The 14504-nt window shown below is 45.1% G+C and carries 14 protein-coding genes; 2 read left to right on the forward strand and 12 right to left on the reverse strand.

From position 1 onward, the window contains the following. Positions 1-167 precede the first annotated feature (167 nt). The 9 genes from ACPK8D_RS03490 to ACPK8D_RS03530 all read right to left on the reverse strand — a co-directional run bounded on the left by ACPK8D_RS03490 (position 168) and on the right by ACPK8D_RS03530 (position 10368). Positions 168-1508, reverse strand: a complete 1341-nt coding sequence (locus tag ACPK8D_RS03490) for an MFS transporter (protein ID WP_424716456.1) — start codon at positions 1506-1508, stop codon at positions 168-170. Positions 1509-1598: 90 nt separating this feature from the next. Continuing rightward, on the reverse strand, positions 1599-1949 hold the full coding sequence (locus ACPK8D_RS03495) for a hypothetical protein (protein WP_424716457.1): 351 nt from the start codon (positions 1947-1949) through the stop codon (positions 1599-1601). A gap of 300 nt (positions 1950-2249) precedes the next feature. Continuing rightward, positions 2250-2573 carry a hypothetical protein gene (locus ACPK8D_RS03500; RefSeq protein WP_424716458.1) on the reverse strand — a complete coding sequence of 108 codons (324 nt, stop codon included), beginning with the start codon at positions 2571-2573 and terminating at the stop codon, positions 2250-2252. Positions 2574-2852: 279 nt separating this feature from the next. Next, positions 2853-4331, reverse strand: a complete 1479-nt coding sequence (locus tag ACPK8D_RS03505) for a phenylalanine--tRNA ligase subunit alpha (RefSeq protein WP_424716470.1) — start codon at positions 4329-4331, stop codon at positions 2853-2855. A 103-nt stretch (positions 4332-4434) separates the two neighbouring features. After that, positions 4435-5910, reverse strand: coding sequence for a tryptophan--tRNA ligase (locus ACPK8D_RS03510; protein ID WP_424716459.1), 1476 nt, complete (start codon positions 5908-5910; stop codon positions 4435-4437). A gap of 316 nt (positions 5911-6226) precedes the next feature. After that, the gene (locus ACPK8D_RS03515) at positions 6227-7441 is read right to left on the reverse strand and encodes a radical SAM protein (protein WP_424716460.1); all 1215 of its coding nucleotides are present in this window, start codon (positions 7439-7441) and stop codon (positions 6227-6229) included. A gap of 278 nt (positions 7442-7719) precedes the next feature. Then, positions 7720-8328 (reverse strand): translation initiation factor IF-2 subunit beta, encoded by a 609-nt coding sequence (locus ACPK8D_RS03520; protein WP_424716461.1) that lies wholly within the window; start codon positions 8326-8328, stop codon positions 7720-7722. A 47-nt stretch (positions 8329-8375) separates the two neighbouring features. Then, positions 8376-8897: a 50S ribosomal protein L16 gene (locus ACPK8D_RS03525; protein ID WP_424716462.1), complete on the reverse strand. Its 522-nt coding sequence runs from the start codon at positions 8895-8897 to the stop codon at positions 8376-8378. A gap of 337 nt (positions 8898-9234) precedes the next feature. Further along, complete coding sequence (locus tag ACPK8D_RS03530) at positions 9235-10368, reverse strand: DUF1786 domain-containing protein (RefSeq protein ID WP_424716463.1); 1134 nt, start codon at positions 10366-10368, stop codon at positions 9235-9237. A 176-nt stretch (positions 10369-10544) separates the two neighbouring features. On the opposite strand from ACPK8D_RS03530, the gene ACPK8D_RS03535 reads away from it, so the two are divergent. After that, positions 10545-11084 carry a MogA/MoaB family molybdenum cofactor biosynthesis protein gene (locus tag ACPK8D_RS03535; RefSeq protein ID WP_424716471.1) on the forward strand — a complete coding sequence of 180 codons (540 nt, stop codon included), beginning with the start codon at positions 10545-10547 and terminating at the stop codon, positions 11082-11084. A gap of 141 nt (positions 11085-11225) precedes the next feature. On the opposite strand, the gene ACPK8D_RS03540 is transcribed toward ACPK8D_RS03535, so the two are convergent. From ACPK8D_RS03540 to feoB, 3 genes are read right to left on the reverse strand one after another with little or no spacing between them, the layout of a single operon-like run. Continuing rightward, positions 11226-11477, reverse strand: a complete 252-nt coding sequence (locus ACPK8D_RS03540) for a FeoA family protein (RefSeq protein WP_424716464.1) — start codon at positions 11475-11477, stop codon at positions 11226-11228. Next, positions 11471-11638 (reverse strand): hypothetical protein, encoded by a 168-nt coding sequence (locus ACPK8D_RS03545; RefSeq protein ID WP_424716465.1) that lies wholly within the window; start codon positions 11636-11638, stop codon positions 11471-11473. Before ACPK8D_RS03545 ends, ACPK8D_RS03540 begins: the two co-directional genes overlap by 7 nt. Further along, complete coding sequence (feoB, locus tag ACPK8D_RS03550; RefSeq protein ID WP_424716466.1) at positions 11635-13878, reverse strand: ferrous iron transport protein B; 2244 nt, start codon at positions 13876-13878, stop codon at positions 11635-11637. Before feoB ends, ACPK8D_RS03545 begins: the two co-directional genes overlap by 4 nt. A 315-nt stretch (positions 13879-14193) precedes the next feature. On the opposite strand from feoB, the gene ACPK8D_RS03555 reads away from it, so the two are divergent. After that, positions 14194-14504, forward strand: a 311-nt coding sequence (locus ACPK8D_RS03555; RefSeq protein ID WP_424716467.1) for a helix-turn-helix domain-containing protein, incomplete at its 3' end; no start/stop codon positions are given.

The raw sequence follows: 14504 nt of genomic DNA on the forward strand, positions 1-14504 counted from the left end.
ATTTATTTAGTTTAAAGCACTCGATTTAAACATGTGACTCAAACAAGCGGTTTAAATAAACATGCGATTCAAACACGCGGTTTAAATATACAATTTAAATGATAATTTAGATCTATCTCCGGGTCCCTTCTCTCAGGTGATGAAAATCCTTGAACCGGGTTCCAGGTTCAGTATTTCAGCTTTTTTTCAAAGTGTCTGAGCCTGAAATTGAGCAAAAAAACCGTGTAAATTACCAGTCCCGCAATCAAAAAAGAGATTCCGGCAAGCATTTCATACAAAAGGCCGCCAAGGATAAGTCCGGTGATGCTGGCAAGGCCTCCGAAACTGCTGGCAAACCCCTGTATAGTGCCCTGGTATTTTCTTCCTGCAACTTTTGACAAAAGGGAGAGAAAAGAAGGCCACATAAGCCCGTCCCCAAGCGCGAAAAATCCTGTTGCAAGATATGTAAGGAAAAGATTTCCTGGGATGAGAAGTAGAAAGTTCGTACCGAGCATCAGGCTTCCGAAGATTATAAGGGCTGCATCCGAATATTTTCTTGAAACCCTGGGAAGTATAGTACTCTGTACGATTATCAGAAGCCCGCTCAACACCGTAAAGTAAACGCCCATTTTGGCAATGCTCCAGTTGAGAGTTGAAATTGCGTGCAGGGGAAAAGCCGTATAGAATACATTGTAACCAAGATCGATTAGAAAGTACAGGCCTAGCATATAGGGGATATGTGGATGTCTCAGGACCTCCCCGAAGTCAGGATTCCTTGTCTCCGTCGTGGTTCTGCATTCCCGAATTTCATAACTGAAAATTTTCCGTACCTTTTCAGCTTCTTCAATTTTCTCAAAGGCGCACTCTTTGCTTTCGGGCACATAAATTATGATCAGCAGTGTTCCAATAACTGAGATTACTATTGCTCCCAGAACCGGGGCCACATCTCCGTACTCTGTCACGCTCAATATTCCGGCAAGAGCAGGACCAACTATAAATCCCAGATTCTCGGAAATCGACATTTTTCCGAAGTTTCGGTTCCTATCCCCTTCTGTGGTAACATCAGCCAGATGGGCATTGGCTACCGATACATTTCCCCCTGTCAGCCCGTCAAGAGCTCTGGCAAAAAAGAGCACTGCAAGGGGCAGCGTAATAGTAAAAGCTCCCAGAATTCTGGAATCGATTTTAAAGAGGCTTATGACCGGAAGAAAAAGAGCCCCAAGAAAAATAATCCATGAGAGCAGAGTTCCAAGCTGGCTTAAAAGCAGGATCTTTTTACGGCCGTAAATATCAGACCATCTGCCGAGGATAGGGGCACCTATTAGCTGGAAAGCCGGATACATCGCACTTGCCAGCCCGTAAATGAAAGCATTTCCTCCCAGCCGGTTAACAAGAAACACCAGGAACGGGAGTACAATACTGAACCCGAGCGTGCCTATGAAATTGACAGCAAGAATTGGAAGGAGGGAAACGTTTTCTCCGGTATGAGGTTCTGGATTGTTTTTCTGGCCTCTTTTTTCCTTTTCCATGTTTTCCTCAGGGTCCGTTTCGGAAACTTTCTCCCGCAGATCTTCAGGTTCTCTTCTTCCACACCGATGTGTTCAGCTTTCAGATAACGGCTACTTCTTAAGGACAGTTTGCTCTTTAATTTTCAAAATATCAGCCCAGGCCCGTTTCCCACACCTCGGACACCTAAGGTACTTTTTATTCACACCATTGGGGCTGAGAAAGTCTTCAAGCGTTGAAATCTCGAATACTTCACCGCATCCGGGACAGAGATAGGCAAAGTTTTTTGCGTGCCAGGCCACGAGCAGGGCAAGTCCCCCGGCTATTATCGTGAGCCAGAGATACCAGCGGTCCGGCAGCAGGAAAACCGATGATATCATGATTACTGTTATGAACGCAAAAAGTACCCGAGCCGTTCCGTACCAATCCCTTTTCGAGACTTCCCAATACCTGTCTCTGTCCATAGCCCACCCCCGGTTTTGTTCCTTTATCGGATATTTTATACTGGAAAATAGGATTTGCGGTTATTTAATGGTATTTTTGCCCTTTCTCTTCGGCCTAAGACATGGAAAAAACCTGTAAAGTTCTAAAAGGCCTTAAAAAATTTGTCATGATAGATTCGAAGTTAGAAAAGCGAAAAAACTATCTGCGACCCGGAGTATGCAGTTTTGTTCCGGGATTAGCCCTGGCAGCCGGCTAACCGAATTGCCCGTGCAGCACAAAAGTAAAAAGATTCCGAATAGAGTCCAGTCATTTCGTTTCAGTTATTTTGTCTTTACTACCAGTCCCTGGATTGTGTCTTCGGAATACCAGACCCGAACCTCCAGACGCTCTGAACATCTGCAAAAGGCATCCTGCACAGAAGCTTGAGTGCTGGGTTCCGGGTTGTCCAGATGCCTCCATTCCCCATTAACAAAGAGCCATAAACTTCTTGGACTGCCTGGAGGGTAAGACATCAGTTCAAGCCGGTATCGGGTTGCTACGCCAGTTCCCACAGCCGCAGCTTGTGGTTCTGGTGTCTTCTGGCTTTCCGGGGTACTTGTTACTTCTTCAGGCGAAGTCACAGATTCTGATGGGTTCTCCGTCATTATTTACTCCCTTATTTTAATTGCTGACGCAATATATTCATGCCTGATTTTACCAAATTAATATATTATGTAATTATATATTTACTAAAGAAAATATGTTTAGAAACTAAAATCCCGTAAAGTATATACCCTCCCCTCTCTTGAGTTTCATAAACTTACCGGCCGCAATTTTTTATTTTGAGGCTAAAACTAAAAGTTTTTAACCTAACAATCTCAGCTTACGAGCCTGAAATTTTATTTCAGGCTCTGCATTCAGATCTCAGATTCTGCATTCAGATCTCAGGTTCTGTAAACTTCGCTCTTCCTGAGCCAGTCAATATCGGACTGGTAAAGGAGCCTGAGGTCTTTAAGCCCCAGTTTCAGCATGGCAAGCCGGCTTACTCCCAGCCCCCAGGCAAGGACAGGCTCTTTAATCCCCAAAGGTTCAGTAACTTCTTTTCTGAAGACGCCTGCGCCCCCAAGTTCAACCCAGCCCAGGCCATCCACGTAAACCTCAGGTTCCACGCTCGGTTCGGTGTATGGGAAATACCCCGGGCGGAAGCGGATTTCTTCGAATCCCATCCTGTGGTAGAATTCTGCCAGTAAGCCGAGCAGGTCTGCAAAGGACATATCCTTATCCATTACAACCCCTTCAAGCTGCTCGAATTCCGGGGTATGGGTTGGGTCAATTGTTTCCCTGCGGTAAGCCCTGTCAATGCAGAAAGCTTTTACAGGCGGTTCGGGGTTGTCGGCCAGGTACTTGATAGTGACGGCTGTCGTATGAGTTCTCAGCACATTGCGTCCTGCAAGTTCCCTGTTCCAGATCCCGCCCCAGCCGCAGGAGTCAATCTCTCCTCCGCGCTCGTGCATTGCAGAAACTCTTTCAGAGTACTCAACCGGAAGCTGGCAGGTGCTGTCCAGGTGAAAAGTATCCTGCATATCCCTTGCAGGGTGATCCTGCGGCTGGAAAAGGGCATCAAAGTTCCAGAAAGAACTCTGGATTATCCCGCCTTTAATCTCGGTAAAGCCCATTTCCAGGAAGATCTGGCGCATCTGCTCTATAAGGCGCCTGTAAGGATGAAGCTTGGCCCCGTAAAGAGATCTGGGAGTAATATCAAGACGGTAAGGCCTGAATTTTTTCCCCTTCCAGGCCCCGCTCTTCAGTAAATCGGGTGTGAGCTGAGCAATTTCCTCTTCAAGGACAAGCCCCTGGGCTGCAAGCGCATTTCCTGTATCAGTTATGGAAACAGTTCTGAACTTTTCTTCGTGTTTTATGATAAGTTTTCGCTTGAGCAGGTCTTTTATTGTCCCTTCGTCAGATGCAAGTTCTTCAAGGGTTTTTGTTTTGCCTGTGAAAGCTGCAAGGGTTTCTTCGTCTTTTCCTGCATCCACTTTTCCGGACGGCACCATTACCCCGTTTTCAACCTTTGCCCATCCTTTTTTTACGAGCCAGCCGGTTGCAATCCCTACCATTTGCGGAGAGAAACGGCTCCTCAGTTCCTCAAGCGAGGTCGGAGCTTTGAGGAAGTCGAGAATCTGGCGTTCCGGAAGTCCGTTTTTTGTGTATTCTTCCCCTTCCTCTGTAAGGGAATAACGTTCCAGCACCTTTTCGGAGACCGAAACCAGCCCTTTTTCCGCAAGCATGAAGGCTGCCTGCATTGCCGCATCTACCTGCAACCCTGATTTCTCCTCCAGTCTTTCGGGAGCTGCAGACCCAAGCTTTTCAAGGGCAAGCAAGACTTTTTTCTCGTTAATCGTGAGGTTTTCCTGAACACTCATATTATAGTCACATCCTGACATTCCTGGAAATATAAGAGTTTAACAAATTTATAACTGATCTATTTTTAATAAAACTTATTTTGTGAAATTTATTTTGTAAAGTTTACTTTTTGTAGATTATCTTATATTCATCAAGCTGTTCCCTTGCAAGTTCCCGCTTTTCCTGATGGTCTTTAAGGAATTCCTGCATCTTTTCAGCTGCAAGCTGCTTGCATGATCCGCACATCCTGGTTCCTGAGACGCATTCCTGCCTGATCTCAAGTAATTCCTTATCGTCTGCAAGCAGGTGGAAAAGCATCAGTTCGAAAACAGAGCATTCTTCGGGTTTTCCACCCAGTTTTTTCTGCTCTTCAAGCGTTACACAGCCTCCTGTTTTTGCCCTTTTTACCTTTTTTGCGCCTTCCTTAGGGTCGTCGGTAAGAGCTATATAACTGTCAGGAACACTGCTCGACATTTTTCCTCCTTGCAATCCGCTCATGAAGCGGTGATAGGTAGATGCAGGAGGTATGAAAGCGTACCCTCCGAACTCAAGGGCCACTTCTGCCACGACTTCTTCAAGGATTTTCCTTGTGATTTTCCAGATTTTTCTGAAAACGAAGTATTTTTCATACTCCGAAAATTCAGGTGGTTTAGCATCATTAGCAAATTTAGCAATTTCCTGGATCTGGCTCAGGAAGTACTTCCTTTTCTCAGGCTGGCTTATTTGTAAACCAAACCTTTCAAGGAATGCATAGTCAGGAGTCTGGAGTACATCGATGTGCTCCTCGTAGAGTTTTACCTTCCCAGGGATGCGTTTTTTGAGTCCCTGCAAAGCCTCCTTCGGAGCTCCTTTTCCCCGAATGCTAAGATATTTCCATCCATTTGCGTTTTCTCTTTCCTCGATCCTGAATATGTTCATTTTGCCTGCAAGTCCTCGCGTAAGTCTGAGGTGCGGGTCCTGGTCAGGTCCTACAGGCACCACAACCGGTTTTGGACCTTCGAACTCTTCAAGCTGGGGCTGGAGAATATCTGCAGCCTGGGTTGCCACACTGATCATATGAGAGAGGTTTGTCTCTCCTGAAAAACCATAAATCGCGCTCAGTTCCGAGAAATTGACCCTGGCTCCGAGTTCAAATGCCAGGTCTTTGACGCTTTCACAGCCTGACTGGAAGTAAATAAGGCCGTCGGGCTTAAAGCCAAGAGCAATAAGGCTTAATATGTATTCTTCTACCCCTATGTCCCTGCATTTCTGCCAGGGAAAACCACGTACCGAGAAAGCCTCCCTGTCTGCAATCCCAACAAAAGCCGACGCTCCCATTTGCTGGTGCCAGATTATCTGGTCCATAACCATCTTGTGCCCAAGGTGAACCTTCCCTGAAGGCATAAACCCGTCCATAACCGAAAATGGGGCACCTGTGCGCATGGCCTCTGCAATCTGTTCGTAATCACGGTGCCCGAAGATAACTCTTCTCCGCATGTACATGCTGGGGGAAGGGATTTCCGGAAGGATCTCGTCAAAAGGAGAAATTCCGAATTCTTCGAATAACTTGGAATAGTCAGTAATGTCGCTTGAACTCCACGGGTCAAGTTTAGTATTCATAAAGTCCCTCATGAGCTGCCGATCTTCTGGGGAAATGCCTCAGGCAGACAGCTTTTTCTTGCTGGAAATATTAAAGATATGAACGCAGTTCGAGCTAAATTGCTCTTTAAAAATACCTGCTTATATGTAAATGTTTATCTTCGGGCAGGCAGTTCAGGCTAAAACTGGCTTTCCAGCTATATGCTGCTTTTAACTCTCCTGGCTTGCCGTAGCCCGATTGAAAAAAGCACGCTAAAAGGAATAATGCAGGCTAAAAGGAATAATAAATGTACCAGAGAGAAACACTGTAAAAGGATGCCTGGACAGCTTATTCGTTTTATCTTTCACAAACTTTTTCAAAAGGATATGGCAGTTTTGCGCCTGCCGGGATCCTATCCACGAATTCCAGAAATTCCGGATCATGCATCGGACTCAGGCTTTTCGGCTTCTGGAAATAAGAGTAGTTCCTGATTTTCTGCCAGGTATTTTTTAAGGATTCCTCTTTTATATTCCCGAAACTGAAAGGTGGATACGGACCGGGTTTTACGTCTCCGTCTGCCGTTATATGCATCCAGCGCCTGCCTTCCATTGCGCCCAGCATCTGACCTTCAAAATAAGTATTCGCAAACATGCGCGGGCCGTCCTGGCTGGCGTTTATCCTGTGGTACATTTCAAGGATGCTTTTCCGGTCTTCATCCGTAAGTGCAGGCTCATGCCTGTTTTTTGGCATGGCTTCCCATATAGAAAACTCCTGGACTCCGAGTTCCGATGCAAGGGCGTAGAGGGCAGGAAGTTCCTGAAGGTTTGAGGGAGAAGCATGTGTTGTCATTACAACCATGAGCCCGGCTTCAAGTGCCAGTTTTATGGCAGAAACCGCTCTTTTATATGCTCCCTCAGATTTTCGGGCAGCGTCGTGTTTTTCAGGATCAGTTGAGTAAATCCCCACCATAAGGGAATGCAGCCCGGCTTCTTTCAGGCGGGAAGCGTTTTCTCCTGAAAAGTCCGTGCCCCAGGTGGAACAGTTTACTATAGCCCGCTTTTTGTCCACATACCGGATTAGCTCAAACACTTCTTCACGCAGCAGGGGATCATTTTCGGTAAATGTGATAATGAAAGTGCCGGATTCAAGGGCTTCATCTATTATTCTTTCCACAGTGCCCGTGTCCAGCTCGTCTGCAACCACCGTCCCTGGAGGATACCTGGAACTGTTCTGGCGGGTAAGTTCAATAGATACGGTTTCTGGAATATATTTTCCGAGGGCTATCTGCATTTCTGCAAAAATAAGCCGCTTGAATACAGGACCCGGTATTGGCGGAAGCCAGGCTGAAGCAATGACTCTATCTTCCTCTATAAGGGCTGGCTTTTCCTCCTTCAGGCGGGAGTTAATCTTTTTCAGGATAGGGCTGCAGGCGGCTTTCAGGGTTCCACTTGCTGCAAGCTCCAGGTTCTCCCCTGCATGCCGAAGGTTCACTGACAGCCCGGGCATGGAAAGGACTTCTATATTTTTGTCTTGTAATTGGGCTTTCGGACGCTTTGTTTTTTCAGAAGTCATTTTCTCACACTTTCCTGTTTGCTGGTGTGGTTAACTGGCAGATATTTTAAATCATTAATAGGTTTTTCGGCGGCTGAATTCAGGAAGTTTCTGAATTAAAAAAGTGGGCTGAATAGCACTGGAGATTATTAAAGAAAACAATGCCTGAATACCGAATTTTAGTTTTTAATATCTCGAATATTAAGTAATCCCTTAAAATAAGAACTATAAGCTGCCCGGGCACGAAAATGGAAGTAATCGGCCTGAGCTGCCTTAAAATCTTTAAATAAGCTTAAACCTCAAACCCTTTCTGAAAAGGCGAGGTTTCCGCTGATTTTCTTTATTTTTACTTTGACCACGTCGCCTTTTGCGGCTCCGGGCACGAAAACCGTATACTTATCGATTTTTGCTATCCCGTCACCTTTGGACCCGACTGCATCGATCCGGAGCTCATAGGTTCCGCCTTCTTCGATAGCTTCCCTGACAACCACGTTGGTTACCTTTCTCTTCTTGACAGGTCTGTGAGCCCCGCAAGCAGAACACTTCAGGATAAGCACCCGTTCCACCCTGACAAGCTGGGTGTCCGGGCGTCCGCATTCCGAACACATAACGTATTCGTCCACATAAGCCTGAATGTTATCAGAAATCTGGGCTCTCGTAAACCTTCCCTGGAAGACTGCGCGTGTGCCTTCTATTTTCCCTGCAGTCCCCAGTTCCCTTGTGAGATATTTCATCAGGTGGTCAGGGTCCCGGTTAAGGATATCTGCAATATTTCCGAAGTTTTCCAGAATTGTGGTCTTGCCTTCGGAGAAGAGTCTGGGCTCAGGGATTACGAATCGAGCATCCGTAGTCTCGGTTTCAGGCATTTTTGCCATTGCACGGTTCAAAAGCTCTTCGTAATCGTACATATTATACTCCTTTTGATGTTAAAGGTTTAACTATACAGTTTAACTGGTTACTGTACCAGTTCTGCTCCCTGGTCGATAACGATTCTACAGGGGGTAGGTAGCTTCTGTCCTGCATGCCAGAGAGCTTTCTTTGCGGCTTCGAAGTTTTGCTTTTCAACAGCCACTGTGAAGATCTTCTGTAATGGATTTACCCTTGCTGCAGTACCTACATTCTTCCCAAAAGCTCTGCGCATACCGCTGGATACACGGTCAGCACCAGCGCCGGTTGCCTGCTTGTTTTCCCTGAGTACTTCATGGGGATAGACGCGGAGCTTCATGTAAAAGCCCATCTTTCCGGCATCAGCATTCAGGTGCCTGTTTGCTGTAATACGGGCTGCTTCAAGAGCAGTGTGCCTGATCTGACATTTTTCTTCTACAATCAGGGAGATTCTAATAGGGAAAGAGGTGTTTGCTTTGTCTCCCATATCATAGTGAATGACCTGACTGCCTGGAACACCGCCCATGTATTTTCTTCTGGTAAATGAGCGCTGCCTCACGTTTCTGTACATACTTCCTGGCTTTCGTACCATAAGCTTGATTCTCCTGAAAGATAATGAGTTTAATTTAGTTTATTAGTCTAATTCAATTGAGTTTAACCAAAATTTGTTGTAACGGATTTCTTTCCGCATATAAATGTTTGCATCAAGTTCTCAAAAAACCGTTTAGCAAACCACTCAGTATGAGATATGTGCATATAGAGATACCTGCCTGTATTTACATTTATCTGTAAACCGGTCTTGGTGGACTTTAGCAGGCGACTTCTGCGTTCCCTTGCCCTTTAAAAGTATCAGGGCCTGAAATTTTGCTTGAAATTTACAACCCCTGAAAGTTACATATTACGGGCGTATGTGACTTACTCCCTACTACCTAGTGGTTTATAAATTTTATTGATGGTTCCGGATATTTTTCAAAAAATCCTGCAAGAAGCCCAAAACAGCCTGAAAGCATCATGCTCCCGAAAGGTGCGGCAAAATGCAGTTTATGTGAAATCTCCGTCCTGATCCCGGATTTTGAAAGCTTTTCAAGCATCTGCCTTTTTGGGCCTGTAACCATTATAGATCTAACCTGTTCAAAACCCGGGGCTTCCCTTATATATGCCCCATGCCCCCCATCCTCAAACACTTCTTCAAAACCAAGGCTCCCATTGGCAAGCCTTACGATATAGTCCTGAAGTTTTTCCGGGTCCATACTGGAACTGTGATGCTCAAAAAGCGCTGTGATCCTGTTTTTATTCACAAGCGCTCCCAGCGTATGCCCGTTTCCGATATTAACCACGATTGAAGGCTGGATTGCTGCAGGGTCGGTAAGAGCCCCGAAAATAGCTGCAGGGCCGGTATCCATGAAGATCGAGCGGGTTTCAGGGTTTCCGACGGATTTAAGAAGAGAATCTGCCTGAGCCTTCATTCTGGTAAAAGCCTCGGGAATTTCCCCGGGCCTGTACACAAAGTTCGCAAGTTTCCCTCCCCTGTCAATAAATTCCCTGAAAAGTTCAAAGCGGTAGACCCTGTTACTTTTCTCGGGAGCATTCCCATGATCCTGCACTGCTACAGCATAGTTTTCAGGCATGCAGACTCCAAAAGCCGAAAGTGCGGATGAAACGGATTCCGGATCGAAGTCCTGCATAATAATATTTACTGTATCTTTCTTTGCTTCTCCCTCGCAGGCAAGTTGCTTTGCCTCTTCTTCCGAAACAATCCGTATTCCAAAAGCCTTCACCTTTTCAATACTATCATGGATAGTGAGAGCAGCCTGTTCAGTAGCATATACCGGAAAACCTGCCTTCAGATGGGCCCGGACAGCAAATGCAGAAGGTCCCCCTCCCATTATGTTTCCGGTAAGCACTATTGCTTTTCCTTCTCGGGTTGCTTTCCTTATCTTTTCCCCGGTAATCCGGGTCGGGGCAGGCATGACCATAATCAGGCTATTCTCCACCTCTTTTTCCGAATCAAAAAGCAGGATATCCTGTGTACCTGTTCCTACATCCGCTGCAAGTATGAGCATACCTGAGCATTGGTTAATAAGTTATTAAAATATAGGCAAGCAAGTAGAAATAGAACCTTCAAACAAAACCTGCAATAAAACCTCCAAATCCCGATACTGAAACTCCGGAAGCACCCTGATAATTTGATAATCATATCTAAAACCGGAGAATGTTATTTATGGAGAGTGTTGTTTACATGAAAGAATCCACACCGGAAATTCATAAAAAAGAAGCAAGAAAAGCCTTTTCTTTCGCCCTGATTACAATCTCCAGCTCCAGGTACGAAAAATACGGAGATTCTGCCTCGCCTGAAGAAGCTGAAGACCTCTCTGGAAAGGCTATGAAAGACATTCTCGAAACGGCTGGCCATAAAGTTTCCTTCTACAGGCTGGTTTCCGACGAAAAAATCTCAATTACAGATGCAATTTTTGCCGCCCTGGAAAGTTCCACAGATATTGTAATTACAAGCGGGGGCACAGGGCTTGCTCCGAAAGACCTTACAATCGAGTCAATAACCCCTTTTTTTGAGAAAGAAATCCCTGGTTTCGGGGAACTTTTCAGGTACAAAAGCCTTGAAGATATAGGAACGTCTGTAATTCTTACTAGGGCTGTGGCAGGCGTGATTAAAGGAAAAGCGGTATTCTGCCTACCGGGCTCGCCAAATGCTGTGAAACTGGCCCTTTCCGAAATTATCATCCCCGAAGCCGGTCACATTGTCAGGCATATAAGGGAATAAGCTTCCTTTTTTGCCCTGCTCATTTTTTACGGCTGTTTTTTCTATGAAAGGTTCTTCTATGTAAGAGGCAGGCAATTCTTTCCTAGCTGATTTTTACCATTTTTTGTATACCGATTTTTTATCTCTTTGTCAGAGGGCGAATCAGTAGCTGACATAGATATGGTTTGCAATTTCCCTGTCAACGGCATACCTTGTCTGGTCAACCTCAAAAAGATATGATGGAGATCGCCGGAGCAGAGTAACGGGCATACCTGGCAGGATGCCCATTGCTATTAATTTCTGTAAGATTCCCGGGTTCTTCATTTCAAGGTGTGAGATTTTTCCGGCTTTTCTGGGTTCCATTGCGCAGAGTGTTGTAGTTTTCAGGGCAAGGTGTGAGTTTTCTGTTAACATTTGAAGAACTTCCTTATGGATTGTATTATCTTTGCTTCTTTTACAAGTTCGTACCCGCAGTTAGGACAGCACTGCTTGTTGCAGCTGTGAAGTTTCCCGCAGCCGGTACATTTTGTTTCGTCAGCTTTCTCGAATTCGTTTCCGCAAAGGGGGCATTTCATAAATTTACCTCCAGAGCGGTCAATAAAGTGTTTACAATAAAGCCTGTGAGGAATGCAAACGGGAAAATGAATCCCGAAATTACAAGGGCTGTTTTCAATCCCCTTTCCTTTACTGTCATCATGAACTGGGCTATGCAAGGCATGAAGAGAGTCAGAGTGACGGCTGCAACTACAAGCTGCAAACCTGTCAGTAATCCAGAATCATACATCCCGTAAAGTCCGGCTGCCCCGAAATCTCTCCTGAAGAAGCCGAAGAGAAAGACATCAGCCGCATTGGGAGGCAGGCCGATCCAGACTGTCGGATATTCCATAATTTTTAAGGCAAGCTCAAAAATGCCTGTCAATCTTCCTATCCAGATCAAAATGCTAGCCACAACGAAAAGAGGCAGGACTTCAAGGAAGTACCAGTGCATCCTTGAATAAGTCTTCACCAGTATGTTCGAGAGTTTCGGCCGCCTTAGAGGGGGCATTTCAAGTATGAAAGTGGGAGCTTCTCCTGGCAGGACTCTTGAAGCCAGATACCCTATCAGGATAAATTCAAGCAGTATGACACCTGCCCAGATAGGCAGAGCTTTCGGGTTTCCTGAGAGGATTGAAAGGATTATGCCCAGTTGTGCCGAGCAGGGAATTGCAAGTGCCAGCAGGATATTTGCAATAAGCCTTTCCCTTTTCGTCTCAAGGGTTCTGGTGACCATAGTAGCCATTGTGGAACAGCCAAATCCAAGCACCATAGGAATTACTGCCCTTCCGCTGAGCCCTATTTTTTTGAACATGCTGTCAAGCAGCAAGCTAAGCCTGGGAAGATATCCGGTATCCTCGATAATAGAAAATACCAGGAAAAAGGCTCCAACTATGGGAAGTATGAGAGCAATTGCATATGTCACGGCCTGGGTAAATATCCCGTATTCTCCCACAAAAAGATCCTGCAGGGCAGGGGAGGGCACAGAGGATGTAAATAGTGAAGTTACCAGGGGGTTTATATGTTCTCCAAAGACCGTATTTTCCAGAAAGTCAACAATGGTCCCGGCTGCAAAGATGCCTACAAATTGGTAGAACCCCAGGTACAGGACTAAAAACAGCACAGGTATCCCAAGCACAGGATGGATGAGAACGCTGTCTACTTTCTCGGAGAAATCGAGATTTCTCTTTTCCGTTTTTACCTTTTTACTCTTTCCTGGTCGTTTTATTTCTTTTTCGGATTCCGCTTTTTCCCGTACAGCGCAGGCAGAGTTCTCTTTTTTTCCACTGGCTTCCTCTGCTCCTATTATCCCGACTTCCCCACTGCTTTTCTCTGCCCCTGTTACTCCGGCTTTCCAGCGATTTTTCCTCTCTATTCTCTCAGGCATCTCCATTACCTGTTCCACAATTTCGTTTACACGTTCCTGGCGTTTGAGGGTGAACAGGTAGGAAAGAGGAACTGCCGAGATCTTTGAGGCTGTTTCTGCAAGTTTCCGGATTTCTTCATAGCTTTTTTTGCTGCCTTCTTTCCCGCATTCAGGTGCTTTTTCAGCCCTGAACAGGTACTCAAGGGCTGTCCTATCTTTCTGGAGCAGCAGGAGTGAAATAGCTCTTTTTGAGATCCCGGCTTCTTTTTCAGGGCCAAGCAAGCTTTCAACGGCTTCGATATATGGCTCAACTTCTGTCCCGTAGTCGAGTTTTTGGGTATTTCGGGTATTTTTTTCAGGGATAAATTCCGAAATTGCAGCTTTAAGTTCTTCTATTCCCTTCCCTTCGCTTGAAACCGTTCCGACAACCGGGATTCCCAGGGACCGGCTGAGTTCAAAGATATTGAGTTCAATTCCCCTTTCTTCGGCCTCGTCCATCATATTCAGGACAAGAATGAGGGGAAGCCCGGCTTCAAGGAGCTGCAAGGTAAAAGAAAGCATACGCCTGAGGTTTCGGGCATCTACCACATGGAGGTAAACTGAAGGCTTTTCCTCAAAAAGCAGAAGCTGAGATACTCTCTCTTCTTCACTTACAGGGAGCAGGGAATACATCCCGGGAGTGTCAATGATTTCATATTCCCTTTCCGCAATCCTTGCTTTCCCGCGGCTGATTTCGACTGAGGTTCCCGGATAATTGGAAACCAGTGTATAGCTTCCGGAGAGGGCATTAAAGAGGCTGCTTTTCCCCACGTTAGGACTTCCGATAAGTACGACTTTTGGAAGCCCTTTGCCGGGAATGCACCCCTCTTTTCCGCGACAACATTCTCCTTCGGGACAGATAACTGGCAGTTTCATACTTTTACTCATATTTTTAGGCTAGCCTAATTTTAGATTTTATCCGCATTTAGGCGTACCTAATATTTAAGACTAATGCAAACGACAATACTCTCTCTCAAGCTGAATGTCTAAAAATAAAATTATTTAAAGAAATAAGACTATTTAAAGAAATAAGATTATTTAAAGAGTCTTTATATCAAAAAAGCCTTTACAGTAAGAAGGCAGAAAGCCCTCTCCCTTTAGGGTTGGGATGAATGCCGTCAATTTAACCGTATTACGTTTTTAAAGTTTACCCGTTACTTATATGTGCGGATAAAGCTAATATAATTATTAATGTTAAAAGCCTATAAGTACAGACTTAAACCTAATAAAAAACAAGAATCTTTAATTAATAAACATATCGGCAGCTGTAGACTCGTCTATAATTGGGCTTTGGAACAGAAAATTAGGACTTATGAACAAACAGGAAAATCTATTAACCACATAGGCTTAGATAAGCTTCTCCCTATACTGAAAACTGAAAAGCCTTTTCTGAAAGAAACTAATTCTCAATCCCTTCAAGGTATGACAAAACATGTAGATGCTGCTTTTGTCAGATTTTTCAGAGAGAAGAACGGCTTTCCTAAGTTCAAATCTAAAAAGAA

It is taken from the genome of Methanosarcina sp., assembly GCF_049706645.1.
Classification (GTDB): Archaea; Halobacteriota; Methanosarcinia; order Methanosarcinales; family Methanosarcinaceae; genus Methanosarcina.

Coding starts and splice junctions, on each gene's coding strand:
- feoB (WP_424716466.1), bottom strand. CDS start 13,878: ATGAAACTGCCAGTTATCTGTCCCGAAGGAGAATGTTGTCGCGGAAAA.
- ACPK8D_RS03540 (WP_424716464.1), bottom strand. CDS start 11,477: ATGTTAACAGAAAACTCACACCTTGCCCTGAAAACTACAACACTCTGC.
- ACPK8D_RS03520 (WP_424716461.1), bottom strand. CDS start 8,328: ATGTACGATTACGAAGAGCTTTTGAACCGTGCAATGGCAAAAATGCCT.
- ACPK8D_RS03495 (WP_424716457.1), bottom strand. CDS start 1,949: ATGGACAGAGACAGGTATTGGGAAGTCTCGAAAAGGGATTGGTACGGA.
- ACPK8D_RS03500 (WP_424716458.1), bottom strand. CDS start 2,573: ATGACGGAGAACCCATCAGAATCTGTGACTTCGCCTGAAGAAGTAACA.
- ACPK8D_RS03510 (WP_424716459.1), bottom strand. CDS start 5,910: ATGAATACTAAACTTGACCCGTGGAGTTCAAGCGACATTACTGACTAT.
- ACPK8D_RS03535 (WP_424716471.1), top strand. CDS start 10,545: ATGAAAGAATCCACACCGGAAATTCATAAAAAAGAAGCAAGAAAAGCC.
- ACPK8D_RS03490 (WP_424716456.1), bottom strand. CDS start 1,508: ATGGAAAAGGAAAAAAGAGGCCAGAAAAACAATCCAGAACCTCATACC.
- ACPK8D_RS03515 (WP_424716460.1), bottom strand. CDS start 7,441: ATGACTTCTGAAAAAACAAAGCGTCCGAAAGCCCAATTACAAGACAAA.
- ACPK8D_RS03545 (WP_424716465.1), bottom strand. CDS start 11,638: ATGAAATGCCCCCTTTGCGGAAACGAATTCGAGAAAGCTGACGAAACA.
- ACPK8D_RS03530 (WP_424716463.1), bottom strand. CDS start 10,368: ATGCTCATACTTGCAGCGGATGTAGGAACAGGTACACAGGATATCCTG.
- ACPK8D_RS03525 (WP_424716462.1), bottom strand. CDS start 8,897: ATGGTACGAAAGCCAGGAAGTATGTACAGAAACGTGAGGCAGCGCTCA.
- ACPK8D_RS03505 (WP_424716470.1), bottom strand. CDS start 4,331: ATGAGTGTTCAGGAAAACCTCACGATTAACGAGAAAAAAGTCTTGCTT.